The organism is Megasphaera sp. DJF_B143, from assembly GCF_900320625.1.
Lineage (GTDB): Bacteria > Bacillota > Negativicutes > Veillonellales > Megasphaeraceae > Megasphaera > Megasphaera hexanoica.
Genome location: NZ_ONTA01000068.1, coordinates 1 through 3,464, shown reverse-complemented (window position 1 = coordinate 3,464; position 3,464 = coordinate 1). Strand labels below are relative to the sequence as shown.

Genomic DNA, 3,464 nt, shown 5'->3' with positions numbered 1-3,464 from the left:
GGGACAGACGACAGATATGAGAAGAGCTACGATAAAGGCATTCTGCATAAAGGTGTATTCAAACATAGGATTCACTCCCTGTATTTTCAGAAACATATTCACGGATATACTCATCAGGCGAGCAGAGATGACCGCTGCCACCGGCTACGTGGTACATATATTGGGAATTGCGCATAGCCGCCCGCAGATTATGTTCCACTGTGACGATGGTGATGCCATGCTCTGTATTGAGCTGTTTCAGGAACGGATATAATTCTGCCTGGGACTTGACATCAATTCCCGTAGACGGCTCGTCCAGTATGAGAAGGTCCGGATGGGCCATGAGAGCCCGGGCAATGAATACTTTCTGGCACTGCCCGCCTGACAGGTTTCCGATGAGTGATTCCCCGTAGGCATCCATTTTCATGAGCCCCAGATAATGGCTGACCGCTTCTTTATCCTTTATGCCGAGGACTTTACGGTATGTATTCATCACTTCACGCACCGTAATGGGAAATTGGCGGTTCAGGGTTTCAAACCGCTGGGGCACGTAGCTGGTCCGCTTGAAATCATTGACCAGTGTGCCCCTGGATGGCTTTAACAGCCCGAGAAGCAATTTTATGAAGGTACTTTTTCCAGATCCGTTTTCTCCTACAATAGAGATATAATCCCCATTGTGGATAGTCAGATTCAAATCGCGCAGCAAATAGGGTGTCCCCGTTTCATATGCGTAATAGACATGAGATATGGTAATCATAAGGCAGTCTCCTCTGTATATTGACAAGTAGTGTAATATATTATATCCTAATCCTAACCGCAAGTGCAAGTGATTTGCATTTATATATCTTTTTCATTTATAAGATAGGAAGCTGCCTGTATGAAACGTCTTTTCTATATATTCACCATCCTGTTGCTTCTCCTGCTCGGCGGATGTGCCCCGGAAAGCCAAAAAACACCTCCTCCAGAAGCGGGAAAACTCCCGGTCGTCGTTTCCTTCCACGCTATGGGAGAACTGGCCCATGCCATCGGCGGAGACAAGGTCGATATCCACATGATCATACCGGAAGGGGAAGAACCGCATGACTTCCAGCCTAAATCATCCGATTTGACGGCCTTATCCCAGGCCCGTATCTTTATCATCAACGGCTGTGGACTGGAAACCTGGGCTGATAAAGCGGTAGAAGCAGCGGGAAATGAACAGCTTGCCGTTGTCACGGCATCAGACGGAGCCGATATCCACTATGTAGAAATGAAGCAGATTCTGCCCGGCCGGAAGCCGGAAAAACAGGCCGATCCTCATGTCTGGCTGAGTCTGAAAAATGCCAAGATAGAAGCGCGCAACATACGCGATGCTTTCGCCGCAGCTGACCCGGACCATGCAGACTATTATACCCAGCGGTATATGGAATTTGTCCAGAAAACAGATGCGCTGTACGCCCGGTACCAGCTGAAATTTAATACGGCCCCATCCCGGACTTTCGTCACCGGTCATGCAGCCTTTGCATATCTGGCCCGGGACTTCGGCCTCCGCCAGCTCAGTCTGACTAATGTCTTTGCCTCGGGAGAACCCAGTGCCCGTCATATGACAGAATTGGCTGATGCCTGCAAAGCCGCCCATGTCCAGACCATTTTCGTAGAAAACATGGAAAGCCCCAAAATAGCGGAAACCCTGGCCCAGGAAACGGGAGCCAGACTGGAATCGATAGATACGCTGGAAGAAGGAGACGAGGACGAAACGTACCTTTCTGTCATGAAAGACAATCTGGAAAAAATATACACATCCCTCCAGGAATCGTAATTAAATAAAAAGAAAGGGGGCCGCAACATGAGCATTTCCGTTCATGTTGCGGCCCCCTCTCTTTTATCTATTGATAGTAATATTATCGTTTATGAGAAGCGCGCCATATGTGCTGGGCTTCCGCCGCACGGATCAGAGATTCGCGGAAATCGGGATGGGCAATGGCAATGAGCGCTTCTGCCCGCTGCCACGTCGTCCTGCCTTCCAGTTCTGCTATCCCGTATTCCGTTACGATACACGGAGCTATGGCCCGTACCGTCGTAACGATATCGCCATGTGAGAAAAACGGCTGTATGCGTGAATGTACGATACCCTGCCGGTCTGTATACGTCGAAGGCATAGTCAGAAAGGCCTGCCCATGAGGAGACCAGAAGGCACCGCTAATAAAATCGACCTGTCCCCCCGAGCCGCTGATATGCCGGAGGCCAGCCGATTCCGAGCAAACCTGTCCATATAAATCGACGGCCAGGCAGCCATTGATAGAAACGAACTGGTCCAGCTGACGGATCTGGTCCACGTGATTGACATATTCAATAGGGGCTGATAGTAATGCCCGGTTGTGATCGACGAAATCGTACAGTTCCGTGCTGCCGGCACAAGTACCATACACGCCTTTGCCCGGCAGGAGTTCTTTTCTGCGATCCGTTATCTTCCCTGCCTCATACAGTTTCAGGCAGCCATCACTGAGATATTCCGTATGCATGCCCAGATCTTTCAGATCCGAATCGGCAATGAGCATCCCCAGGGCATTGGGAATACCGCCGACACCGATCTGCAGCGTCATACCGTCTTTCAGATAGGGGAGCAGCCAGGCCGCAATTTTCTTATCGATTTCCTGTACGGGCGGATTGGGTGCCGTAAGCACCGGTACATCACTTTCCACGATAGCATCAATATCGGAAATATGAATAAAATCTCCTCCCAGGCCGTACGCTTCCGGCAGGTTGGGGTTAACTTCGACGATGATGCGGTCTGCTGCATCGAGAGCGCCCTGAGTGGCCGACGGATTGCAGGCAAAACTGAAGTTCCCATGACGGTCCATGGGAGAAACGGTCATCATGACAACATCGACCGGTGCCATTCCCCGGCGGTAATATTCTGCCAGATGACTGTACTGAATCGGGGCGAAATAAGCCCGGCCTTCATTGACATCCCTGCGGTCTATCTGGCTGCTATGCCAGGTATGATACGTAAAAGATACGCTATGGGGATCTTTTTCCAATATCTGCGGCCGTTTCAGGCAGAACATGCAGCGGATCTTCACATCGGCCAATTCCCCTGTCCGTTCTGCCAGGGCCTCATCGAGAAGCTGGGGAAAGGTAATACCCTGGGTGTAATCGACCCAGTCCCCGTCGCGGATCAGCTGCACTGCCTGCTGCGGTGTACAGCGTTTGCTCATGTATTCACTCTGGTAATCCATCAGCTCATCTCCCATCTGACTGACGCCGTTTCTGCCTGACAATCCCTATTATCGTTCCTTGATGGCCTTGACGATGCGTTTCATCCCTTCGGCTATGATAGAGCGCGGCATGGCCAGATTGAGGCGGATATAGCCCTTGGCGTTATCGACAAAGAGCGCATCTCCTCCTTCCAGCAGTACGCCGGCTTTATTGGCCATAAAGTCAGGAATATCTTCTATATCGCCGAGATACGGATTCATGTTGACCCATGCCAGATAGGTTGCCTG

Annotated in this window: 3 protein-coding genes and 1 pseudogene; 1 reads left to right on the top strand and 3 read right to left on the bottom strand. The window is 50.8% G+C overall.

Features of this window, described 5'->3' with window-relative positions:
• Window positions 1-58 precede the first annotated feature (58 nt).
• The gene (locus tag DBO31_RS01955; protein ID WP_059077026.1) at window positions 59-736 is read right to left on the bottom strand and encodes a metal ABC transporter ATP-binding protein; all 678 of its coding nucleotides are present in this window, start codon (window positions 734-736) and stop codon (window positions 59-61) included.
• Window positions 737-856: 120 nt separating this feature from the next.
• Here DBO31_RS01955 and DBO31_RS01950 point away from each other — a divergent pair, with 120 nt between their 5' ends.
• Window positions 857-1,777 (top strand): metal ABC transporter solute-binding protein, Zn/Mn family, encoded by a 921-nt coding sequence (locus DBO31_RS01950; protein WP_150824309.1) that lies wholly within the window; start codon window positions 857-859, stop codon window positions 1,775-1,777.
• Window positions 1,778-1,859: 82 nt separating this feature from the next.
• Here the strand turns inward: DBO31_RS01950 and DBO31_RS01945 are convergent, their stop codons facing one another.
• Together DBO31_RS01945 and DBO31_RS01940 are read right to left on the bottom strand one after the other, a co-directional pair.
• The gene (locus DBO31_RS01945; RefSeq protein ID WP_150824308.1) at window positions 1,860-3,197 is read right to left on the bottom strand and encodes an acetyl-CoA hydrolase/transferase family protein; all 1,338 of its coding nucleotides are present in this window, start codon (window positions 3,195-3,197) and stop codon (window positions 1,860-1,862) included.
• Window positions 3,198-3,245: 48 nt separating this feature from the next.
• A pseudogene (locus tag DBO31_RS01940) lies at window positions 3,246-3,464 on the bottom strand (aminotransferase); the annotation flags it as partial.